Source organism: Streptantibioticus ferralitis (genome assembly GCF_029223525.1).
GTDB classification, from domain to species: Bacteria; Actinomycetota; Actinomycetes; order Streptomycetales; family Streptomycetaceae; genus Streptantibioticus_A; species Streptantibioticus_A ferralitis.
Map to the genome: position 1 here is coordinate 14179 of NZ_JARHTQ010000014.1, position 21813 is coordinate 35991.

General features: G+C 70.5%; 16 protein-coding genes. 3 read left to right on the plus strand and 13 right to left on the minus strand.

Annotated elements, in window-relative coordinates:
• Positions 1-5: 5 nt before the first annotated feature.
• The 3 genes from P2L57_RS21325 to P2L57_RS21335 are packed head-to-tail and all read right to left on the minus strand — an operon-like array spanning position 6 to position 3544.
• A complete protein-coding gene (locus P2L57_RS21325; protein ID WP_275816917.1) occupies positions 6-968 on the minus strand; it encodes an AAA family ATPase in 963 nt (320 codons plus the stop codon).
• The gene (locus P2L57_RS21330; RefSeq protein ID WP_275816919.1) at positions 965-3139 is read right to left on the minus strand and encodes a VMAP-C domain-containing protein; all 2175 of its coding nucleotides are present in this window, start codon (positions 3137-3139) and stop codon (positions 965-967) included. The genes P2L57_RS21325 and P2L57_RS21330 overlap by 4 nt, the downstream gene beginning before the upstream one ends.
• 6 nt (positions 3140-3145) lie before the next feature.
• A complete protein-coding gene (locus P2L57_RS21335) occupies positions 3146-3544 on the minus strand; it encodes a CU044_2847 family protein (protein WP_275816921.1) in 399 nt (132 codons plus the stop codon).
• A gap of 347 nt (positions 3545-3891) precedes the next feature.
• Here P2L57_RS21335 and P2L57_RS21340 point away from each other — a divergent pair, with 347 nt between their 5' ends.
• Entirely contained in the window at positions 3892-5022 is a 1131-nt protein-coding gene (locus P2L57_RS21340; protein ID WP_372515847.1) for a glycerate kinase, read from the plus strand.
• A gap of 148 nt (positions 5023-5170) precedes the next feature.
• Here P2L57_RS21340 and pssA read toward each other — a convergent pair whose 3' ends face one another.
• From pssA to P2L57_RS21385, 9 genes are all read right to left on the minus strand, one after another.
• Positions 5171-6034: a CDP-diacylglycerol--serine O-phosphatidyltransferase gene (pssA, locus tag P2L57_RS21345; protein WP_275816925.1), complete on the minus strand. Its 864-nt coding sequence runs from the start codon at positions 6032-6034 to the stop codon at positions 5171-5173.
• On the minus strand, positions 6021-6668 hold the full coding sequence (locus P2L57_RS21350) for a phosphatidylserine decarboxylase (protein ID WP_275816927.1): 648 nt from the start codon (positions 6666-6668) through the stop codon (positions 6021-6023). The genes pssA and P2L57_RS21350 overlap by 14 nt, the downstream gene beginning before the upstream one ends.
• A 169-nt stretch (positions 6669-6837) precedes the next feature.
• A complete protein-coding gene (locus tag P2L57_RS21355) occupies positions 6838-8049 on the minus strand; it encodes an acyl-CoA dehydrogenase family protein (RefSeq protein WP_275816929.1) in 1212 nt (403 codons plus the stop codon).
• A gap of 3 nt (positions 8050-8052) precedes the next feature.
• Entirely contained in the window at positions 8053-8565 is a 513-nt protein-coding gene (locus tag P2L57_RS21360) for a MaoC family dehydratase (protein ID WP_275816931.1), read from the minus strand.
• Between the two features lie 4 nt (positions 8566-8569).
• Complete coding sequence (locus P2L57_RS21365; protein ID WP_275816933.1) at positions 8570-10621, minus strand: ethylmalonyl-CoA mutase; 2052 nt, start codon at positions 10619-10621, stop codon at positions 8570-8572.
• A gap of 12 nt (positions 10622-10633) precedes the next feature.
• Positions 10634-11995, minus strand: coding sequence for a crotonyl-CoA carboxylase/reductase (gene ccrA, locus P2L57_RS21370; protein ID WP_372515830.1), 1362 nt, complete (start codon positions 11993-11995; stop codon positions 10634-10636).
• A gap of 345 nt (positions 11996-12340) precedes the next feature.
• On the minus strand, positions 12341-13144 hold the full coding sequence (locus P2L57_RS21375; RefSeq protein WP_372515831.1) for a TetR family transcriptional regulator: 804 nt from the start codon (positions 13142-13144) through the stop codon (positions 12341-12343).
• Between the two features lie 85 nt (positions 13145-13229).
• The gene (locus P2L57_RS21380; protein WP_275816937.1) at positions 13230-15032 is read right to left on the minus strand and encodes a 3-hydroxyacyl-CoA dehydrogenase family protein; all 1803 of its coding nucleotides are present in this window, start codon (positions 15030-15032) and stop codon (positions 13230-13232) included.
• A gap of 409 nt (positions 15033-15441) precedes the next feature.
• On the minus strand, positions 15442-16464 hold the full coding sequence (locus P2L57_RS21385) for an Rv2578c family radical SAM protein (protein ID WP_275816939.1): 1023 nt from the start codon (positions 16462-16464) through the stop codon (positions 15442-15444).
• A 228-nt stretch (positions 16465-16692) separates the two neighbouring features.
• Between P2L57_RS21385 and P2L57_RS21390 the strand changes: the two genes are divergently transcribed.
• Together P2L57_RS21390 and P2L57_RS21395 are read left to right on the plus strand one after the other, a co-directional pair.
• Entirely contained in the window at positions 16693-17136 is a 444-nt protein-coding gene (locus P2L57_RS21390) for an SRPBCC family protein (protein ID WP_275816941.1), read from the plus strand.
• A gap of 444 nt (positions 17137-17580) precedes the next feature.
• Positions 17581-19965, plus strand: a complete 2385-nt coding sequence (locus tag P2L57_RS21395) for an MFS transporter (RefSeq protein WP_275817175.1) — start codon at positions 17581-17583, stop codon at positions 19963-19965.
• 79 nt (positions 19966-20044) lie between these two features.
• Here the strand turns inward: P2L57_RS21395 and P2L57_RS21400 are convergent, their stop codons facing one another.
• On the minus strand, positions 20045-21691 hold the full coding sequence (locus P2L57_RS21400) for a DUF8823 domain-containing protein (RefSeq protein ID WP_275816943.1): 1647 nt from the start codon (positions 21689-21691) through the stop codon (positions 20045-20047).
• Positions 21692-21813 lie beyond the last annotated feature (122 nt).

The following is a 21813-nucleotide window of genomic DNA, read 5'->3' on the forward strand; positions in this document are numbered from 1 at the left end:
GGCAGTCAGACCGCCCCGCCGAGCCGGTGCAGTACGGCGTCCAGCAGGCCCTCGGCGCCCAGATCGACCCCGCCCGCGCGCAGGAACACCGCGTTCAGTAGCTGGTCAGTGGCCAGCTCGCCCGGCGCCCGGCGGGCCAGGAAGTCCTGCAGCAGACCGTCGACGGCGTCGAGCGCGTCCTCACCGAGGTGTGCGATGACGATCTCGCGCAGCCGCTGCTCGTCCGGGTCCGGCAGATCGAGCCGTACGCAGCGCCGCAGAAAGGCGGGCGGAAAGTCCCGCTCGCCGTTGCTGGTGATGATCACGACGGGGAACTGGGTGCAGCACACCCGACCGCGCACCACCGGCACCGGAGCGCCGTCCGGATCGTCGGGGAACACCTGGACCTCGGACTGCTCGCGCGGCAGCCGGGCGAGCTCCGGGATCTCGAACGAGCCGTCCTCGAAGACCGCCAGCAGATCGTTGGGCAGATCCACGTCGCCCTTGTCGAGCTCGTCGATGAGCAGCACCCGCGGCCTGGCGTTCGGCAGCAGGGCGGTGCCCAGCGGCCCGAGCCGTACGAAGGAACCGATCCCGGGCTCCAGCGACTGCTCACCCCGGTCGCGGTGCAGCGCCGTCTCGCGCAGCCGCCCGATCGCGTCGTAGCGGTACAGCGCGTCCTGGAGGGCGGAACGGCTGTTGACCGGCCAGGTCAACACCCGTCCCAGGTTGAGCTCATGGGCGATGGCACGGGCCAGCGACGACTTGCCGGTGCCCGGGTGACCGGTCACCAGCAAGGGACGGCGCAGATGCAGTGCCGCGTTGACGACATCGGACTCCGCCCGGCCGATCAGGTAGGGCCGCGGCGCCTGCGGCTGGGGCGCGTCGCCGAACCGTCGCCATGGCGGCGGTTCCGGGAAGACGGTGTCGCGGGCCGTGCCGTCGCCGCGGAACAGCCGCCAGTCGCCGTCATCGGTTGTGCCGTTCACTTCTCCTCCGTCATTGCCAGCGGGTCCGCGAGCCGCAGTTCACCAGGGAGCGGTCGGTCCGGATCCTCCCAGACCAGTGAGGGCCGCACGGTGCGCTCCGGGTCGGCGTACACATCGACGCGGAAGTCCCTGACCCGCTCCGGCAGCGAGTCCAGCGGGCCCGCAGAATCGATCTCCTGGAGGTGGTGCGCCTGTTCCGGCCCGGCCGTCGCCCGATCCCAGAGCACCACCGGCACGCCCATGAACAGGCACACCTGCAGCAGATGGGCCCGGCGGGCGGGGGAGCCGTGCAGCACCACCCGGCCGGTCGAACGCTGCCGGGTCTTGTTGAGCATATCCTTCAACGCCCGTACGTCATCGGTGAGTTCATCGATGACCAGCGTCTCCTCGGTACGGGATCCCGCCCAGCGGCGGCGCAGGTCGGCCGTGCCGGTCGGGGACCTACGGCGCAGCTCCGGGCAGCGCAGCACGACACGGAAGTCGGCGCCGAGCGCGGCCGGGGCGAAGATGCCGTACGGGTCCAGGTCGTCCGGCTCGGCCTCGCGCCACTCGTCCACCGGCAGCCGCAACGCGTCGCGGTCCACCACCACTTCGACCAACGGCGCCTGCGTCCCGTCCGGCGCGACCGCGTCCCGGACCAGGCGGGCGATCTCCGGGCCGGCGAGCGGACGGTCCTCACCCGTCGAGGCGCGGGAGGCGGTGCCGTCCGGAGCCATCCGCCAGACCGTGCACCGGAACGCGTCGGCCGGATCGCCGGGACGGCGGGTGAGCCGGACGACGGTACGGCCGCTGTCGGTGTCGCGGCGGGACGCCCATGCCTTGGCGTCCGCGCGGCGCTCGGCCAGGGCGGCCGGGTGGATGCCGAGCCGGGTCGCGACCTGATCGCTCCAACCGCGTAGCTCATCGAGTGCTTCGCCGCGCAGCGCCGCCGCCACGTACTCGGCCACCCGCAAGAGCGCGGGGACCCGTGGTGTGCCGTCCGGCACCCGCCCGCTGTCGCCGAGCTCCTCCAGCGCGCCCACCGCGCCGTCGACCGCCTCCGGTGTGATTCTCGCAGCCCGCACCGGCTCAGGCAGTTCCGCGTAGGCGAGGGCGCCCCGTGCGGCGCCCGGCAGCAGCGCCGGGTCGAGTTTGGCCTGCTGTTTCAACTGGACCAACAGGTGGTGGTGTTCGGCGTACGACAGCAGCCGGGCCCCCGCGACGAGCGGACCGGTGGCGTGCAGGATGTCGATGGCTTCGCGGGCCCGGGCACTGTGCGCCGTCGGCGCGAGCACCTCGGTAAGCGAGGCCAGGGCGCGCGGATGCTCGGTGAGCACCGTCGCCAACTCCTCGTACGTGGGCGCCGATCCGTCGTCGAGGGCGTGCAGTCCGCACTGCTCGGCCAGCCGCCGGGCCTTGTCGGCGCGCTCCGCCGGGTCGCTGAGCAGCGCGGCCAGCGGCGGAAGCAGCTGATGCGGAACGCGATCGGCGTCCTCGGCGTCGTCGGCCGAGGCCAGCAGCGGGCCCGCGCCCGCGGACTCCAGCTCCGCGCGCACCGCCTGCCAGGGGATCGCCCAACCGCGTCGCACCACATGGTGCGCCGCCAACGGCCCGTCCGGCGCCTGGAGTTGGGCCGCCACCAGGCCGACGACCGCGCCCTCGCGTTCCGACCACAGCGGTCCACCGCTGTAGCCGGGGCCGATCGCCGCGCCGGACAGCTCACCGTCGACGTAGCCGATCCAACCGTCGCACTCCTTCACCGTGACCTCGACGAACGTGGCCGCGTGCCCGCCGCCGTGCCAGGCGCGGACGCCCTGCCCCGGCACCATCTCCGACCAGCGCGGCGGCACCACGGGCGCGGGGCCGTCGAGTTCGAGCACCGCCAGATCGCCGCTCCAGTCCAGCCCGCCCCCGGTCCTGCGGGGCGGCACCCAGTGGGTGACACGGGCCTCGTGCGGATCGCGGGAGCCACTGCCGGGGAAGACGGCCCCGATCCGCACCGGCCCTGGATCGGCGGGCTCCAACAGCTCCTTTCCCAAAGCCACGTTGACCACATGGGCGCAGGTCAGCAGATGGCGCTCGGTCAGCAGAACACCGCCACCCGCGGCCAGCCGGTCGCGGTCACGTAACACCGAGACGAAGGCGCCGTGCACCCCCGCGGCGGCCTGCCCGTTGGCGCGGAACCATGCCATGCGCGCTCACTCCGAATCCGGGCAGACCTGCCAGCTCGCCGAGACCGTCAGGCTCGCGTGTCCACCCGCCCCGACGATGCCGAGCTTGAGGTCCTGGCCGATCTGGACGCCGAACTCGACGCTGATCTCCTGCGGTGGGTTCTTGATGGCACTGACCGAGTCATGCACCTCCTGGAGCAGCGGTCCCAGCGGCCGAAGGGTGAGCCGCAACGCCTCGGAGGTCAGCGCGGAGGCGGCGGCGCTCGCCCGGCCGACGGGGGCAGAGCCGGCGATGCCGTCGGGCAGGTCGGCGCCCGGGTCCGCGGGATCGGCCGCCGGAGCGGGCTGCGGTGGGACCCCGACCGGCGCCAGTTCCAGGCGCACGGAGGTGTTCTGGTCGAGTTGTATCTCGGCGTATTGCGGCACGCACCCATTGTGCCGATGAACGCGCCGGTCGCCGCTGATTTCTTGTCGAACTCCCCGGTGTCGCGCTTCCGTTCGCGTACGACTTCCCGGCCGAGCCGAATCAGGCCGAAACGGCTGAAGGCGATCGCCACGGCATGTGCGAGGAGCGCGGCCAGCGCGAGGAGGGCGTCGGCGGCGATCACGAACAGCCACCCAGAGGGCTCATGCTGCCCCGCTATGTCTGCATATGAAGTGCTACGGAAGGCGGCTCGCCGACGGTGACCATGGGCAGCGGGCCTACCGGACGGATATGGTCCGAACGGCGCGACATAACTCCTGGGGAGTGCAAGGTGGCAGAAATTCGCAGCGTGCTGATCGCCGCGGACAAGTTCAAGGGGTCGCTCACGGCTGCTGAGGTGGCCCAGCACGTCACCACTGGTCTGCGCCGGGCCGTGCCCAGCCTGCGCGTCGAGCTCCTGCCGGTCGCCGACGGCGGTGACGGCACGGTGGACGCGGCGGTCGCCGCCGGATTCGAACGCCGCACCGTGCGGGTCACCGGGCCGCTGGGCGATCCGGTCACGGCGGCCTACGCGCTGCGCGACACGACGGCCGTAGTCGAGATGGCCGAGGCATCCGGTCTGCGGCACCTGCCGGAAGGCGTCTTCGCGCCGCTCACCGCGACGACCTACGGAACCGGAGAACTGCTGCGCGCGGTACTCGACGCCGGAGCGCGCACCGTCGTGCTCGGCGTCGGCGGCAGCGCCACGACGGACGGCGGGGCCGGAATGCTGGCCGCGCTCGGCGCGGCGTTCACCGACGCGGACGGCAGGCCGGTCGCGCCGGGCGGCGCCGCGCTGGCCTCGCTCGCCACGGCCGACCTGAGCGGTCTTGACCCGCGGCTCGCCGAGGCGGAGATCGTACTGGCCAGCGACGTGGACAACCCGCTGCGCGGCCCGAAGGGTGCCCCGGCCGTCTACGGCCCGCAGAAGGGCGCCTCGGCGGCCGATGTGGCGACGCTGGACGCGGCACTGGGGCGGTACGTGGAGGTGTTGGGCGAGGCGATCGGCGACCGCGCGGTGGAGGCCGCCGAGGCGCCGGGCGCTGGCGCGGCGGGCGGCATCGGCTACGGGGCGCTGGTCGGCCTCGGGGCCGCGTTCCGGCCCGGGGTCGAGGTGCTCTTCGAGTTGCTCGGCTTCGCCGAGGCGCTGGGCCGGGCCGATTTCGTGATCACCGGCGAGGGGTCGCTTGACCCGCAGACGCTGCACGGCAAGGCGCCCGCCGGGGTGGCGCAGGCGGCGCGCGCCCGAGGGCTGGAGGTCGTCGCGGTCTGCGGACGGCTGGCGCTGCCGCCCGCCGAGCTGGGGGCGGCCGGGATCCGCCGCGCCTACGCGCTCACCGAGCTGGAGCCGGACGTCTCGCGTTGCATCGCGGAAGCGGGGCCGCTCCTGGAGCGGGTGGCCGAGCGGATCGCTGACGACTTCCTGTTGTCAGCGCACTGACCTGCCGCTCAGAAAATGTTCCGCCCGCCCGCCCGTTGCCGGTGCCGACAGGCACCGTCGTGCACGGCTGCCCTGTGGGGCGGAGCCGTACCGCGACAACGGGTGGGCGGGCGGTATGGAACGGTGGAGCATCAGCGCGAGCGGACCGTCAGCCCAGCGGCAGGCGAGCCCGCTCGGCGCGGGCGTCGCGCCGGTTGCCCCGGATCGTGTTCACCCGCCGGAACGCGGCGAACAGCGGGATGACCGCCGCCATCACGACCTGAAGCGCCGCACCGGCCTGCAGCAGTACCTGCGCGGCCGGAGAGTCGGCCGCCCAGGCCGCCAGGCAGCCCATGCTGATGAAGATCCAGCACAGGGTGGCGATCGCGAGCCTTCCGCGCGGCTTGGGGTACTCGACCCGGCTCACCATGAGCCACGCCACGCCGACGATGATCGCCAGCGTGGGCAGGAACGGAAGCTGGAGCAGGGTCGCGGAGACGATCGTCAGCGCTCCCATGGGGCTCGGCATGCCCTGGAAGATGCCGTCCTTCATGGTGGTGCAGGAGAACCTCGCCAGCCGCAGCACCACGGCCAGCACCACCACGATCGCCGCGACGGCGGACACGTGCTGATGCCCGTCGTCGGCGACCATGCCCCAGACGACCACGAAGTACGCCGGTGCGAGCCCGAAGCTGATCAGGTCGGAGAGGTTGTCCAGCTCCGCGCCCATCGCCGAGCTGCGCAGCTTGCGCGCCACCAGGCCGTCGAAGAGATCGAAGACCGAGGCGAGCAGCATCAGCATCACGGCGGTGGCGGCGCTGTGCCGGGCCATGCCGCCGTCGGTCCGGCCCATCAGATGGGGGACCAGCACGCCGGTGGTGGTGAAGTACACCGCCATGAAGCCGCAGGTCGCGTTGCCGAGGGTGAGGGTGTCCGCTATTGACAGCCGGGTGGACACCGGCATGTCGTCGGTGTCGTCCTCGTCGATCTCGGCCACCCAGGGAGGTTGTGTGTCGGGATCAATCACGGTCAAGGCGAGTCACCCCAGCCTGCGTGGTCTGGCCGACCTCGACGGCCGGCTCGATCCCCTCCGGCAGGTAGACGTCGACCCGTGAGCCGAAGCGGATCAGCCCGATCCGCTCACCCTGCTCGACCTTGGTGCCCTGTGTGACGTAGGGCACGATGCGCCGGGCGACGGCACCGGCGATCTGGACCATCTCGATGTCGCCGAGTTCGGTGTCGAAGTGCCAGACGACCCGCTCGTTGTTCTCGCTTTCCTTGTTGAACGCCGGGACGAATCCGCCGGGGATGTGCTCGACGGAGGTCACCGTGCCGGCCAGCGGGGCGCGGTTCACATGGACGTTCAACGGACTCATGAAGATCGCGACGCGGGTGCGGCCGTCCTTCCACGGCATGATGCTCTGTACCACGCCGTCTGCCGGGCAGATGACGCGGCCGTGAGCGATCTCACGCTCGGGATCGCGGAAGAACCACAGCATGCCCGCCGCGAGGGCGGTGGTCGGTACGGCCACAGCCGCCCAGCGGCCGGAACGTCGGGCGCGGGTCAGGCTGACCGCTGCTGTGGCGACGGTCGGGAGGAGCCACGGCGACGCTCCACGCGCGAGGCGGACCCGGCCGCGTTGTGCAGAGGATGGGCTGTGGGGCATGGATGACCTTCGTAGCGGAGGATTGCCGCGGAGAGAAATGGGGACGGCGGCTTTTTCCGATGGTATCGGTTGCGACCAGCAACTCGGCAAGCTCAAGGGCGAGTCGGTGGCCGCAAACCGATGACCGGGTGTGATCTTTTTCGCGGATAAATGTCACAAAACTGGACATTTAGCCCTGGATTCGGTACTCCTCCAGTAGGCGCCGACCGATGATCATCTTCTGGATCTCGGCGGTGCCCTCACCGATCAGCAGCATCGGCGCCTCACGGTACAGCCGCTCGATCTCGTACTCCTTGGAGAAGCCGTACCCGCCGTGGATGCGGAAGGCGTCCTCCACCACCTCTTTGCAGTACTCCGAGGCGAGGTACTTCGCCATGCCGGCTTCCAGGTCGTTGCGCTGCCCGGAATCCTTCTTACGGGCCGCGTTAATCATCATTTGATGGGCGGCCTCCACCTTTGTGGCCATCTCCGCGAGCTTGAACTGGATCGCCTGGTGCTGTGCGATCGGCTTGCCGAAGGTGTGCCGCTGTTGGGCGTAGGCCACCCCCAACTCGAAGGCCCGCCGCGCCACACCGCAGCCGCGCGCCGCCACGTTGACCCGGCCGACCTCGACACCGTCCATCATCTGGTAGAAACCGCGGCCACTTTGACCGCCGAGCACCCGGTCGGCCGGAACGTGTACGTCCTCCAGCACCAACTCGGTGGTGTCCACGCCCTTGTAGCCCATCTTCTCGATCTTGCCGGGCACGGTGAGCCCGGAGACCTTGGCGTTCGGGCCGAAGCCGGGCTCCTTCTCGATGAGGAAGGTCGTCATCGACTTGTGCGGTGCGGCGCCCTCCGGATGGCCCTCGTCGGTGCGGCACAGCACCGCCACGAGATTCGAGGAACCACCGTTGGTCAGCCACATCTTCTGGCCGTTGATGACATAGTCATCGCCGTCGCGGACGCCCTTGGTGCGAATGGCGGAAACATCGGAGCCGAGACCCGGCTCGGACATCGAGAACGCACCGCGGATATCACCGGCCGCCATCTTCGGCAGGAAGTGGTCCTTCTGCTCCTGTGTACCGTGCTGCTTGAGCATGTAGGCGACGATGAAATGGGTGTTGATGATGCCGGAAACGCTCATCCACCCGCGGGAGATCTCCTCGACGCACAGCGCGTACGTGAGCAGGGACTCACCGAGACCCCCGTACTCCTCGGGGATCATCAGACCGAAGACGCCCAACTCCTTGAGCCCCTCGACGATCTGCGTGGGGTACTCGTCGCGGTGTTCGAGTTCGGTGGCGACCGGCAGGATCTCCTTGTCGACGAAATCCCGGACGGTGGAGAGGATCTCCCGCTGGATGTCGGTCAGGCCCTCGGTCTGCTGCAGGCGGCTCATGGTCTACTTCTCCTGGGCGTCGAGCTCGGGGCGGCCGGGCTGCTCGCCGCCGCGTTCCTTGATGTACGTGGCCGTGGGCACCATGACCTTGCGGCGGAACACGCACACCAGCGTGCCGTCCTGCTTGTAGCCCTTGGTCTCCACATAGACGATGCCGCGGTCGTTCTTCGACTTCGACTCCCACTTGTCGAGCACGGTGGTCTCGCCGTAGATGGTGTCGCCGTGGAAGGTCGGCGCAACGTGCCGCAGCGACTCGACCTCCAGGTTGGCGATCGCCTTTCCGGAGACGTCCGGCACCGACATTCCGAGCAGCAGGGAGTAGATGTAGTTGCCCACCACGACGTTCCTGCCGAAATCAGTTGTCTGCTCGGCGTAGTTGGCATCCATGTGCAGCGGGTGGTGGTTCATGGTGAGCAGGCAGAAGAGGTGGTCGTCGTATTCGGTGACCGTCTTCCCGGGCCAGTGCCGGTAGACGTCGCCGACGGTGAACTCCTCGTAGGTGCGGCCGAATTGCATGGGGTCAAGCCTCCTGGTGCGAAGCGGAGTTGGTCAGGGGGCCAGCCCCCAGGCTCCCGAGACCGTGTCCTCGGCGGATCTCGTCCACGATCCTGCCGATCATCTCGGTGATGCCGAAGTCCTTCGGCGTGAAGACCGCTGCGACGCCCTTCGCGCGCAGGGCCTCGGCGTCCGCCGTCGGAATGATGCCGCCGACGATCACCGGTGTGTCCTCCACCCCCGCGGCGCGCAGCAGCCGCAGCACCTCGGGGACGAGTTCCAGATGCGAGCCCGACAGGATCGACAGCCCCACGCAGTGCACGTCCTCGGCCACCGCGGCCGTGACGATCTGCTCCGGGGTGAGCCGGATTCCCTGGTACACGACTTCGAAACCCGCATCACGGGCGCGAACCGCGATCTGCTCGGCACCGTTGGAGTGGCCGTCCAGGCCGGGCTTGCCGACCAGCAGCCGCAGCTTGCCGACGCCGAGCTCCTCGGCGGTGACCGCCACCTTGTGGCGCACCTCGGCGAGCAGGGTGCCCGCCTCCGGGGCGATCGCGACGGGCGCGCTGCTCACGCCGGTGGGGGCGCGGAACTCGCCGAAGACGTCGCGCAGCGCGAAGGACCACTCGCCCGTGGTGACTCCGGCCCGTGCGCACTCCAACGTCGCCGCCATGAGGTTGGCGTCGGTGGCCGCGGCCTCCTTCAGCGCCGCCAGGGCGGACTGGGCGCGCGCCGCGTCGCGTTCGGCGCGCCAGGTGGCGAGGGCCTTGACCACCAGCGCCTCATTGGCCGGGTCGACGGTCTGGATGGCGGCGTCCAGGTCCGCGGTGAGCGGATTGGGTTCGGTGGTCTCGAAGCTGTTGACCCCGACGACCTTGTCCTCGCCGGACTCGATACGGGCCCGGCGCAGCGCGTGCGAGGCGACCAGTTGCGACTTGAGATAGCCGGACTCCACCGCCGGGACGGCCCCGCCCATCTCCTGGACCCGCTCGATCTCGGCGGCGGCCGCCTCGGCTATCTCGTCGACCTTCGCCTCGATGACATGGCTGCCGCGGAAGATGTCCTCGTACTCCAGCAGATCGCTCTCGTGCGCCAGGACCTGCTGGATGCGCAGCGACCACTGCTGGTCCCAGGGCCGCGGCAGGCCCAACGCCTCGTTCCAGGCGGGGAGTTGTACGGCACGGGCGCGGGCGTCCTTGCCGAGGGTGACGGCGAGCATCTCCAGCACGATGCGCTGGACGTTGTTCTCCGGCTGGGCCTCGGTCAGGCCCAGCGAGTTGACCTGGACGCCGTAGCGGAAGCGGCGCTGCTTGGGGTTCTCGATCCCGTACCGCTCCCGGGTGATGGTGTCCCAGAGGCGGGCGAAGGCCCGCATCTTGCACATCTCCTCGATGAACCGGACGCCCGCGTTGACGAAGAACGAGATACGGGCGACCACATCGCCGAAACGATCCGCCGGTACCTGGCCGGAGTCGCGGACCGCGTCGAGCACCGCGATCGCGGTGCACATCGCGTAGGCGATCTCCTGGACCGGAGTGGCTCCCGCCTCCTGCAGGTGGTAGCTGCAGATGTTGATCGGGTTCCACTTGGGGATCTGGTTCACCGTGTAGGTGATCATGTCCGTGGTCAGCCGCAGTGACGGGCCCGGCGGGAAGACATGCGTCCCGCGCGAGAGGTACTCCTTGACGATGTCGTTCTGCGTCGTCCCCTGGAGCTTGCCGATGGCCTCCTTGTCGAGACCTTGCTCCTCTGCGACCACCTGGTAGAGCGCCAGCAGCCACATGGCGGTGGCGTTGATGGTCATCGAGGTGTTCATCTGTTCCAGCGGGATGTCCTGGAACAGCCGCCGCATGTCGCCGAGATGAGCGACCGGGACCCCGACCCGGCCGACCTCGCCGCGGGCCAGGATGTGGTCGGGGTCGTAACCGGTCTGCGTCGGAAGGTCGAACGCGACCGACAACCCGGTCTGGCCCTTGGCGAGGTTGCGCCGGTACAGCGCGTTGGACTCCTCGGCGGAGGAGTGCCCCGCGTAGGTCCGCATCAGCCACGGACGATCTTTCTGACGCTCAGTCATCTGTGCCGTCTCTCAGATGTTCCGGAAGCGGTTGATGGCGTCGATGTGCTCGGCGCGCAGCTCGGGGTCGCGCACGCCCAGGCCCTCCTGCGGAGCGAGCGCGAGCACGCCGACCTTGCCCTGGTGGAGGTTGCGGTGCACGTCGTACGCGGCCTGACCGGTCTCCTCCAGGCTGTACGTCTTGGACAGCGTCGGGTGGATCTTGCCCTTGGCTACCAGGCGGTTGGCCTCCCAGGCCTCGCGGTAGTTGGCGAAGTGGGAGCCGACGATGCGCTTGAGCGACATCCACAGGTAGCGGTTGTCGTACTCGTGGTGGTAGCCGGAGGTCGAGGCGCAGGTGACGATGGTGCCGCCCTTGCGGGTGACGTAGACCGACGCACCGAAGGTCTCCCGGCCCGGGTGCTCGAAGACGATGTCCACGTCCTCGCCGCCGGTCAGCTCGCGGATCCGCTTGCCGAGCCGCTTCCACTCGCGCGGGTCCTGGTTGTGCTCGTCCTTCCAGAACTTGTAGCCCTCGGCGTTGCGGTCGATGATCGCCTCGGCGCCCATCGAGCGGCAGATCTCCGCCTTCTGCGGTGAGGAGACCACGCAGATCGGGTTTGCGCCGCCGGCCAGCGCGAACTGTGTCGCGTAGCTGCCGAGCCCGCCGCTGGCGCCCCAGATGAGCACGTTGTCGCCCTGCTTCATGCCCGCGCCGTTGCGCGAGACGAGCTGGCGGTACGCGGTGGAGTTGACCAGTCCGGGGGACGCGGCCTCCTCCCACGTCAGATGCTTCGGCTTGGGCATCAGCTGGTTGGACTTGACCAGGGCGATCTCGGCCAGGCCGCCGAAGTTGGTCTCGAAGCCCCAGATGCGCTGCTCGGGGTCGAGCATCGTGTCGTTGTGGCCGTCGGCCGACTCCAGCTCGACGGACAGGCAGTGCGCGACGACCTCGTCACCCGGGCGCCAGGCGTTGACCCCGGGCCCGGTGCGCAGCACGACGCCCGCCAGGTCGGAGCCGATGATGTGGTACGGCAGGTCGTGCCGCGCGGTCAGCGGTGACAGCTTCCCGTACCGCTCGAGGAAGGCGAAGGTCGAGACCGGCTCGAAGATGGAGGTCCAGACCGAGTTGTAGTTGACCGAGCTGGCCATGACGGCCACCAGGGCCTCGCCGGGGCCGAGTTCGGGCACCGGCACCTCGTCGAGGTGGAGGGACTTGCGCGGGTCCTTCTCGCGGGTGGTCAGGCCGGAGAACATCTCGGCCTCGTCCTTGTGCACGGTGACGGCACGGTACGACTCAGGCAACGGCAGAGCCGCGAAATCGGCGGCGGTGACGGCGGGGGAGCCGCTGTCGGATGCGGTCGACGCGAGGATCGCGTCGAGGATGTCGTTCACTTGGGGCCTCCGGCGAAGCGTTTTGGGGACGCTTGAGGGAACGCTGGGGTCTCGGTGTGCCGTCGGTTCGGCGGTGCTACGGCGAGCGCGCGGTGGCGCGCTGGGAGTGCCCCGGACGGGGTCCGGGGGAGCCTGTGACGCAGGCGTCCGGGCGCTTGGGGACAGGCGGCGTGCGAAGGGTCGCTGCACGCCGCCCGCCCGGACAGGGCCTAGGTTATGGCACGGGGTGCCACTCGTAAAGACACTGCGTGCCAACAATTTCGGACGAGTTTCACGCCAACGCAACACGGCCGCACCCGAAACCGGGTGCGGCCGTGTTGACGCAGGTCGTGCCGGGTGTGCGGGTCAGGCCCCGGTGGGAGGTTCGTCGGTTTCCAGGGCCTTTTCGATGGCCCGCAGCACCTCGGCGGGGGAGGCGTCGGTACGGGCCACCGCCACCACCACCCCGCCCGCCCGGCTCTCGCGTACCGCGGGCGCGGCCTTCGCCGCCGGCTCGGTGCGGCCGACCCCCATGCCGGTGCCGAAGGTCTCCCTGATCACGTCGAAGGCATGGTTCAGCTGTGCCTCCACATCGCCCTTGCCGCCCGCCCGCAGCCAGCGCCGCAGCACGTGGTTGTGCGCGGCGACCACCGCCGACGCGGCCACCTCGGCCAGCAGCGGATCGTCATCGCCCGCGCGGTGCGCCGCCTCGTCGAAGTGGCCCAGCAGGTAACGGGTGAACAACCGGTCATAGCGGGCGACCGACGCGATCTCGTGCTCGCGCAGCGCGGGGACCTCCCGGGTCAGCCGGTAGCGCTCGACGGACACCTCGGGCGACTCGGCGTACATCCGCAGTACTTCGGTAATGCCGCGGCACACCGTGTCCAGCGGATGCTCGCCCTGCTCGGCGCTGTCGAGTACCGCCTGCACGCGGACCAGGGTGTCGTCGTGGTCGGGGAAGATCGCCTCTTCCTTGGAGCGGAAGTGGCGGAAGAAGGTGCGCCGGGCCACCCCCGCCGCCGCGGCGATCTCATCGACCGTGGTGGCCTCGTATCCCTTCGTCGAGAAGAGGTGCATCGCGGCCGTGGCCAGTTCCTGGCGCACGCGGTGCCGCTGTGCGGTGGTTCGGGCAGTTGAGCGCGGCTGGGACATGTGGGGAACGTACTGCATTTCGGCAGGCGGTGCGCCCGGCACCCCAGCTCGGCCGGCGCCGGAGGCCAGGCCGGGGAAGACCCCGGCCCACCCCGTCGTGTCGTCAGGCCCTCGCATATTCGCGGAAGCCGCGGCCGGTCTTCCGGCCGAGGCAGCCCGCGGAGACCAGGTTCTCCAGCAGCGGAGCCGGAGCGAGCCCCGGGTCGCGGAACTCCCGGTGCAGCACCCGCTCGATGGCCAGCGACACATCCAGGCCGACGACGTCCAGCAGCTCGAACGGCCCCATCGGGTACCCGCCGCCCAGCTTCATCGCGGTGTCGATGGCGTCAACACTCGCGTAGTGCTCCTGAACCATCTTCACCGCGTTGTTCAGGTACGGGAACAGCAGGGCGTTGACGATGAACCCGGCCCGGTCGCCGCAGTCCACCGGGTGCTTGCGGATGACGCCGCACACCTCGTGCACCGTGGCCCGCACGTCGTCGGCGGTGAGCACCGTCCGCACCACCTCGACGAGCTTCATCGCCGGGGCCGGGTTGAAGAAGTGCATCCCGATGACGTCCTGCGGGCGACGGGTGGCGGCCGCGATCTCCACCACCGGCAGTGAGGACGTGGTGGTCGCCAGGACCGCGCCCGGTCGGCAGACCTTGTCGAAGGTCTCGAACAGCTGCCGCTTCAGGGCGAGTTCCTCGGCGATGGCCTCCACCGCCAGGTCGACCTCGGCGAAGGCGTCAAGCGACCCCGCCGGGGTGATCCTGGCCAGCGCCGCGTCCCGGTCCGCGGCCGCCAGACGGCCCCGATCCACCGAGCGGGCAAGGGACTTGGCGATACGGGCGACGGCGGCGTCGGCCTTCTCCTGGCTGCGGGCGGCCAGTACGACCTCGTACCCGGCCTTGGCGAAGACCTCCGCGATGCCGGTCGCCATGGTGCCGGACCCTGCCACACCGACCGAGCGCACCGTACGGCCGGCGACCTGCTGGCTGGAGTCGCCCGGGGTCTGCGGGTCGGTGACCACCTCGTGGCTGCCGGGCGAGGCGTAGGTGTAGAAGCCGCGCCCGGCCTTGCGGCCGGTGAGGCCCGCCGCGGCGAGCTGGCCCAGGATCGGTGCCGGTGCGTGCAGCCGGTCGCGCGAGGCCGAGTACATCGCCTCCAGCACGGTCTTCGCGGTGTCGATGCCGATCAGGTCCAGCAGCGCCAGCGGACCCATCGGCAGCCCGCAGCCCAGCCGCATCGCCGCGTCGATGTCCTCACGTGTCGCATACCGTGCCTCGTACATGGCGGCGGCCTGGTTGAGGTAGCCGAACAGCAGTCCGTCGGCGATGAACCCGGGCCGGTCGCCGACCGGGACCGCCTCCTTGCCGAGGCTGCGCACGAGTGCGGTCACCTGCGCCGTCGCCTCGGGCGCGGTGAGCACCGTGGAGACCACCTCGACCAGCTTCATCGCCTGCGCGGGGGCGAAGAAGTGCAGCCCCAACACCTGCTCGGGGCGCGAGGTCTCGGCCGCCAGCCGGGTCACCGACAGCGCGTTGGTGCCGGTGGTCAGGATCGCTTCCGGCTTGACGATGGCGTCGAGGGCGGTGAAGACCTCGCGCTTGAGGTCGTAGTTCTCCGGCACGACCTCGATGACCAGGTCGGCGTCGGCGGCGGCGTGCAGGTCGGTGAAGGTACGGAACCGGGCCAGTGCCTCACCGCGTTCGGCCGGGGTGAGCTTGCCGCGCTCGACGGCCCGCTCGGTGGAGTGCTCAAGGGCCGTGGTCGCGGCAACGGCGGCCTGCTCGCACCGCTCGATGCCGATGACCTCGTGTCCGGCGCGGACCAGGACCTCGGCGATACCGGAGCCCATGGTGCCGAGGCCGACGACGGCGACGGTGCGCAAGGCGGAGGGGGACGGGGTGGACGGACGGTCCATCGCGAAACTCCAGGGGATGTGCCCCACAAGGCAAGCGGGGCGTGACGACTGAGGGGTTGACCGCGCCCGTGTCAGCGAACACACGTGTACCGCGGAGGAGTTGAGGCGCCCCGCGGACATCCACGCGCCCAGGCAGCGGGCACAGGGGTATCCGTGGAACGGGTGGCGGGCCCTGTCCCGGGGCCGCGCCGCGATGCCGAACCGACGAGAACCGCGATGGTGCGGTGGTGCTGTGCGCACGGAGGCTGCGTCACCAGGCCGCCATGCGCGAGAGCCGTGACACCGCGGTCGGCGGTGCACGAATCTCGTTGGGTGGAGAGTAACTCGCCAGTAACCTACGCGCCAGGGGCTTGCCCATGTGAATTGCGCCGCGTTCAGATGAGCGAGCTCGGAGGGTCGCCCGGCCCGCTCACAGCAGCGTCAGCTGTGTCGGCCCGGCCGGAACCGCCGCCTCGGCCGCCGCCGACTGAAGGCGTCGGGCCGCACCCGCGCGGGACGGGCCGATGCCGAACTCGTCGGCCAGCTCTTGGACTTGGCGGGTGATGCGGCGCTGGTACCACTTCGGGGCGTATGCGCCCTCCGCGTACATCGTTGTGTAGCGCCGGACCAGGTGGGGATGGCGTTCGGCGAGCCATGCCATGTACCACTCGCGGGCGCCCGGCCGCAGATGCAGGACCAGTGGCGTGACGGACGTCGCCCCGGCGGCGGCGATGGCGCGCACCGTCTCGCGCAACCGGTCGGGGGAGTCCGAGAGGAACGGCAGGACCGGGGCCATCAGTACGGCACACGGGATTCCGTGTTCATTGAGCGTCCGGCACACCTCCAGGCGCTTGTCCGGGGCCGGCGTACCCGGCTCCACGTCGCGCCACAGCTGCCGGTCGGTGAACCCGACCGAGACGGCGGTGGCCACCTCGGTGACCCGCGCCGCCTGCCCCAGAAGTTCCAGATCGCGCAGGATCAGCGAGCCCTTGGTGAGGATCGAGAACGGGTTGGCCCGGTCACGCAGCGCGCTGATGATGCCCGGCATCAGCCGGTAGCGGCCCTCGGCCCGCTGGTAACAGTCGACGTTGGTGCCCATGGCGATGTGTTCGCCGCGCCAGCGGGGTGCGGCCAGCTCGCGGCGCAGCAGCTCGGGGGCGTTGACCTTCACCACGATCTGCGAGTCGAAGTCATGACCGGTGTCGAGGTCGAGATAGCTGTGGGTGTTGCGGGCGAAGCAGTAGACGCAGGCGTGACTGCAGCCGCGGTAGGGGTTGACGGTCCACTCGAACGGCATCCGGGACGCGCCGGGTACCCGGTTGATGATCGTGCGGGCCCGTATCTCGTGGAAGGTGATGCCGCGGAACTCCGGAGTGTCGAACGTCCGCGACACGACCTCGGAGCCGAAGAGCGCGGGTGTGCTCCCGTTCAGGCCCAGGTTGTCCCAGCGCATGCTGCTGCCTCCTCGCGTCGCCGGTCCCCCCGATGCCCAGAATAGAACACGTGAGCGAATATGTGTGCGAGCGGAATCCGGAAGCCGGATCCGACCGCCGTCGATGCGGGCTGGATGCGGCCCCGATTTCGGTTCGGTGGGCCTGCGGTGGTTGGCTTCTGCCCTAAGTCAGCAAGTGAGCGGATTTCCGGGGCAGCGCACCCGGAACACAAACCGGAGGACGGACAGATGGCACAGGTCGAGGCCACCACTGAGCGAGTCGTCGCCGCCACGCCCGAGGCGGCGTTCGGCACCCTCGCGGACTACGCCCACGCCCGGCAGCAACTGCTGCCGGAGCAGTTCAGCGAATACGAGGTGCGCGAGGGCGGCGCCGGTGCGGGCACCCTGGTGCACTGGAAGCTGCAGGCCACCTCCAAGCGGGTGCGGGACTGCCTGCTCGACGTCAGCGAGCCGACGCCCGGGCAGCTGGTGGAGAAGGACCGCAACTCGACCATGGTCACCACCTGGACCGTGACCCCGGCCGGGGAGGGCAAGGCCAAGGTGGTCGTCCAGACGACCTGGACCGGCGCCACGGGTGTCGGAGGCTTCTTCGAGCGGACCTTCGCGCCCAAGGGGCTCAACCGTATCCACGAGCAGGTCCTGGCCAATCTCGCCGCGCACGTCGAGAAGTAGGACACGGCGAAACTAGGCACCGGCCGTATTCACTGAATCGAGTGGATTTAACGGCAAGGGGGGCGCGTGCTCGGCGCGCGCCGCTTAGTGGGAAATTCCCTGATGGGGTGCCAAGTGCGCTTACTTCGGCGGTAGTTGACCGCCCTTCCCTCGGACTGAGCGGCGAAAGGTCGCGCTTGCTCATTCCTGTCGCGTAATGCGAGAAATGGCCCGCGCAGGGTGACGAGGGGAGCAACAGTGGGCGGGACCGCACTGGCCAAGCAGGCCGGACGGGCCGAAAGCGCCGGGCAGGCCGAGACGGCCGACGGCGCGGGGCCTGTCGACAGGGCCGACAACGCGGGGCCAGGTCAGGGTGCCGAGTGGCCGGCGACGGCGGGTTGGGTGGCGGCGGACCCTGATACGGCATCGCCCGTGCCGCATCAGGGCGCCCCCGCTCCGCGCCAGATGTACGGGGTCGAGCCCTCGCACCGGGCCGAACCCGCAGAGCCCGCCCACGAGGGCCGCACGCACGGTACGGATGAGCCGCCCGCCCCAGCGGTGGAACTCAGCCCGGGCCGGGTGCGGACGGTCTTCTTCGGGCTGATGCTCACCCTGCTGCTCGCCGCCCTCGACCAGACCATCGTGGCGACCGCACTCCCCAAGATCGTCGGCGAGTTGCACGGCCTGGGCCACATGTCGTGGGTGGTGACCGCGTATCTGCTGGCCTCCACGGTGGGACTGCCGATCTACGGCAAGCTCGGCGATCTCTTCGGCCGCAAGCCGGTCTTCCAGTTCGCGATCGTCACGTTCGTCATGGGCTCGGCTCTGGCGGGCTGGTCGCACTCGATGAACGAGCTGATCGTCTTCCGCGCGGTGCAGGGAATCGGCGGCGGCGGTCTCATGATCGGCGTCCAGGCGATCATGGCGGACATCGTGCCGCCGCGACGGCGCGGCCGCTACATGGGTCTGATCAGCGCCGCGTTCGGACTGGCCTCGGTCGCGGGCCCGCCGCTCGGCGGCTGCTTCACCGACCACACCTCATGGCGCTGGTGCTTCTACGTCAACGTGCCCTTCGGCCTGATCACTCTCCTGGTGATCGCCTCGGTGCTCAAGTTGCCGAAGCCCACCGCGCGCCCGCGACTGGACGTGCTCGGCGCACTGCTGCTCGTCGCCATCTCCACCTGCCTTGTACTGCTGACGAGTTGGGGCGGTACCCGGTACGCGTGGCGGTCGGACGTGGTCGTCGGCCTCGGCGCGGGCGCGCTCGCCGCCACCGTTCTCCTCCTGGTCGTGGAGCGGTTCGCGGTCGACCCCATCATCCCGCTGTGGCTGTTCCGGGACCGGGTCTTCACCATCTGCGGACTCGTCGGCGCGGTCGTCGGTGTCGCGCTGTTCGGCGCCGCCACCTATCTGCCGACCTTCCTGCAGATGGTCGACGGGGCATCCGCCACCCGGTCAGGGCTGCTGACGCTGCCGATGACGGGCGGTGTGGTGGTGGCCTCCATCATCTCCGGTCAACTCATCAGCCGCACCGGCCACTACAAGCCGTACCCGGTCCTCGGCTGCGCGCTCGCCGCGGTCGGCACATGGCTGCTGTCCCGGCTTGACGCCGGCACGCCCCGCGCGGTGTACAGCGGTTGGATGGCCCTGCTGGGCGTGGGCATCGGACTGTGTCTGCCGGTGCTCGTACTGGCCGTGCAGAACACCGTCCGGCCCGCCGACCTGGGTACCGGAACCTCCGCCAACAACTACTTCCGGCAGATCGGCGGTTCGCTGGGCGCGGCCGTCTTCGGCACGCTCTTCGCCCACCGGCTCGCCGCCCGCCTCGCCGCCCGACTGCCGCACCCGGCGCGGCTGCCCGACCCGGACTCGATCACCCCGCAGCTGGTGCACGCGTTGCCCGCACCGCTGCGGGACGGCTATGTGCGGGCCTACGCGGAAGCCATGCCGCGGATCTACCTGTACCTGGTGCCGGTGCTCGTCTCCGGTTTCCTGCTCGCCCTTCTGCTCAAGGAGAGAACCCCGGTGACCCAGAACGGCCCGGCAACCGGTGCGCAGTCGCTCATCCCCGAGGCACGGTCCGGCATCGGCGCGGGCGTACCCGTGTGCGGCACGGTCCAGCACTCCGACGGCACCACGGTGGCCCGCGCGGCCCTCACCCTCATCGACGCCTCCGGCCGGCAGATCGGCCGCGGCGCCACCGGTGAGGACGGGCGGTACGCGCTCAGCACACCGGGCAACGGCAGCTATGTGCTCATCGCGGCGGCGGGCGGCCATCAGCCGCAGGCGGTCAGTGTCACGGTAGGGGAGCGCCCGGTCGACCTCGACGTGGTGCTCGGCGGCGCCGGGCGGCTGGCAGGCGCGGTGCTGACCGCCGACGGCACGCCGGTGCGGGACGCGATCGTGACGTTGACGGACGTACGCGGGGAGGTGGTGGCCAGCACCCGCAGCGGACGCGAGGGCGGCTACGTCCTCACCGAGCTCATCGCGGGCGAGTACACGCTGGCCGCGAGCGCTCCCGCGTTCCGTCCCGCGGCACTGCCGGTCTCCGTCCAGGCGGCCCGGGAGACCCGCCAGGACGTGGAGTTGGCGGGCGGCGCGGTCCTGCGCGGCACCGTCCGCGCACCCGGCGGCCGGCCGGTGGAGGAAGCGCGGGTCACCCTGCTGGACGCGGCGGGCAACGTCGTCGACTCGGTCACCACCGGCACCGACGGTGTGTTCCGCTTCGTCGACCTCGCGGCCGGTTCGTACACCGTGATCGCCGCGGGCTACCCGCCGGTGGCCACCGTCCTCCAGGTCGCGGGCGGCGGCCGTACGGAACGCGATCTGCAACTGGGCCACGAGGACTGAACGGCCTATCGCCCGCAGGCGGGTCGAGCGGAGGCGGCGGTTACGCCCCGCCCCTGCCCTCGCTCAGTGTGACCCCCGCTCAGTGTGACCCGGCGACCGTCCCGCACGCTGTCCCGCGCGGCAGTTGATAGCGCGCGCCGATCCGGAACACCCCCGGCTCGGCCGCCCGCAGCCGTGTCCACTCGCCGTCCTGTTCCAGGCAGCCACGACCACCCCCCAGTACCCCGAGCCATGGCGACCAGGTCACCCGCACCAGGACCGGGCCCGCCTTCGGGACCTGTAGCGACAACTCGCCCTCCGATGCCCGCACCACCTGCGCGGGGGCGTCGGCCAGCGGCAACGCATCGGTGACGCGGAAGACCTGCCAGTGCTCGTCGCGCCAGACCGGCCGCAGCCACGGCTGCCCGGCGGCGACAATGCGCGCCTCCGCGACCGAGGCGCCGTCCGGCTGGGCGTTCGGCAGCACCACCAGGCTGACGCCCCAGTGCCGCAGCCATTCGTGGTAGGCCCCGGGCGTGAGGGTGCCGCGGTAGAAGAGCGGGTTCCGCTCCACGTCAACCTGCCGGTTCCAGCCGCGCGCGAGGTTGACGTACGGAGCCAGGCCCGCCGCCTCCCAGTGGGTCTGCGCCGCGACCGCCTCAACCCGTCCACGGTCCGCGCCCAACCGGTCCAACTCGGTGATCAGCGGTTGGGAGTAGCCGGACCAGCCCGCCGCGGGCGCGGTGGCGAGCAGGTCCTGCACCGGCTTGAAGATCTGCCAGACCATGGCGACGGCGAAGGCGAGCCCCAACGCGAGCGCCCTCTTGGTGTCCACCTTGCCGGTGGCCGCCACGGCGGCCAGCAGCAGTGGCCCGCCGAACAGCAGCGCGAGGCGCACCACGTTGCTGCCGACCGGCGACGGGATCGCCAGGGTCAGCGCGACCCCCAGCACATAGACCGCCGCGCCGACCCGCACCGGGCGCCAGGACCGGGGAGCGAACAGCGCCAGCGGTCCGGCGACCAGGACGGGCAGCAGTGCCCCACCCCACGAAAACGGCTGCACCCCGTAGAAGGGGAACAGCAGCGTTGTCGTGGCGACCACCAGCACCGGCCCGGCCGCTATGGCACAGCCGTCCCTACGCCGTCCGGTCAGGAACAGCGCCGCCGCCACCACTTCCACGAACAGCCCGGCCACCGGACTGGAAAGTGTCGCCAGTGCGCCCAACGCCGCCGCCGTCCCGCCGCGCACGGTCCGGTTGCCCCATGTCTCGTAGGAGACCCAGGCGGCCGCCAGACCGAAGAGCACCCCGACGGCGAACGTCACCCGTCCCGAGGCCGTGTCGCACCACAGTGAGAAGGCGCCCCACAACGCGGGCACCAGCGGTCGCCGAACCCCCGAGCGGATCAGCAGGTGCGCGAGGACCGCGGCGGAGAGGGTGCCCACGATCATGGCCGTCGTACGGACCCCCGCGAACGCCATCAGGTAGGGCGTCAGCACGCTGTACGAGACGGGATGCATTCCGCCGTACCACGACAGGTTGTACGCGGAGTCGGGGTTGCGCTGCGCGAACTCGGTCCAGGCGTACTGCGCGGCCAGGTCGCCACCCTCGGCGGCCAGGAACAACGCCCACACCGCATGGAGCACGCCTGCCAGCAGCACCGCCGCCACCACGGGATGCCTCAGCCACGACGCGGTGGGCAGGCGTGGCACAAGCGCGGCGCGAGGGGCCGGTTCGAGCGTGCTCATGGGTGTTTGCTCCCGGTCTTTCCCCAGATGCCGTACCAAGTACGGGACGCTAACACGCACTCCGCCCAGACCGCGGTACCGGGTGACTTGCGCTGGCGTGCGCCGGATTCTCGCTTCGCACC